We start from the raw sequence: 1022 nt of genomic DNA, 5'->3' as shown, positions 1-1022 counted from the left end.
CACCGGTCGATCGACAGGCAGCCGCAACCGATGCACTCGGTAAGCCCCGACCTCAGGCGCTGCAACTCGGCGATGCGCTGGTCGATGCGCTTGGTCCACTGGCCCGATAACCGCGACCAATCCCGACGCGACGGCACGCGATCGGCTGGCAACTTGGCCAGCTCGGCGCCGATCTCCTCAAGCGTCAGCCCAATTCGCTGCGCGAAGACGATGAAGGCGATCCGGCGCAGCACGGATCGCGGGTAGCGTCTGTGTCCCGAGCCGGCCCGCTCGGACGCGATCAGCCAGCGCTCCTCGTAGAAGCGCAGGGCCGATGATGCGACGCCGCTGCGCCGCGCCACGTCGGTGATGGTCAGCATGGAATCCATGCATGAACGAAAGCACAATTCCCGCTTGACTTCAAGTTAACTTGAACTTGTACCAAGAGGCATACGGATTAAAGGAGCACTGGCAATGCAGACGAATGTCGAACTTCAGGGACTTCGCGTGGCGGTCACGGGCGGCACGTCCGGCCTCGGACTGGCGTTTGTGCGGCAGCTTGCCGCGATGAATGCGCGCGTCGCCTTCGTCGCCCGCACCGCCGCGAATGTCGAACGCATCGCCGACGAGACGGGCGCGCACGGCATTGTCGGCGACGTCGGCAAGAAGGAGGACATCTACCCGATCGCGTTGCAGGTCACTGCCAGCCTCGGCGGGCTCGATGTCCTGATCAACAATGCGTCGAGCCTCGGCCCTGTCCCTCTGGCGCTCCTTGCCGATACCGAGTGCGAGGAGCTGCAAATGGCGCTCGCGGTCAATCTCGTCGGCGCGTTCCGGCTGACGAAAGCCCTGTTCGGTGCGCTTGCCGCGTCCACACGCGAGGGCCGGGGCGCGCTGGTCATCAACATTTCCAGCGACGCCGCGGTGAACGCCTATCCCGGCTGGGGAGCATACGGCGCGAGCAAGGCCGCTCTTGCCCATCTGACGGCGATTTGGGACGAGGAGGCGAAAGCAGACGGCATCCGGCTCCTCGCGCTTGACCC

2 protein-coding genes are annotated in these 1022 nt (G+C 65.2%); one reads left to right on the top strand and one right to left on the bottom strand.

The features are described from left to right. The coding region (gene soxR / locus NKJ91_RS34015) for a redox-sensitive transcriptional activator SoxR (RefSeq protein ID WP_352458934.1) at positions 1 to 359 on the bottom strand (359 nt) is incomplete at its 3' end. A gap of 94 nt (positions 360 to 453) precedes the next feature. On the opposite strand from soxR, the gene NKJ91_RS34010 reads away from it, so the two are divergent. Then, positions 454 to 1022, top strand: a 569-nt coding sequence (locus NKJ91_RS34010; RefSeq protein WP_352458933.1) for an SDR family NAD(P)-dependent oxidoreductase, incomplete at its 3' end; no start/stop codon positions are given.

It is taken from the genome of Mesorhizobium sp. M0040 (genome assembly GCF_040323505.1).
GTDB lineage: Bacteria > Pseudomonadota > Alphaproteobacteria > Rhizobiales > Rhizobiaceae > Mesorhizobium.
This window is presented reverse-complemented; position numbering and strand designations above follow the sequence as displayed.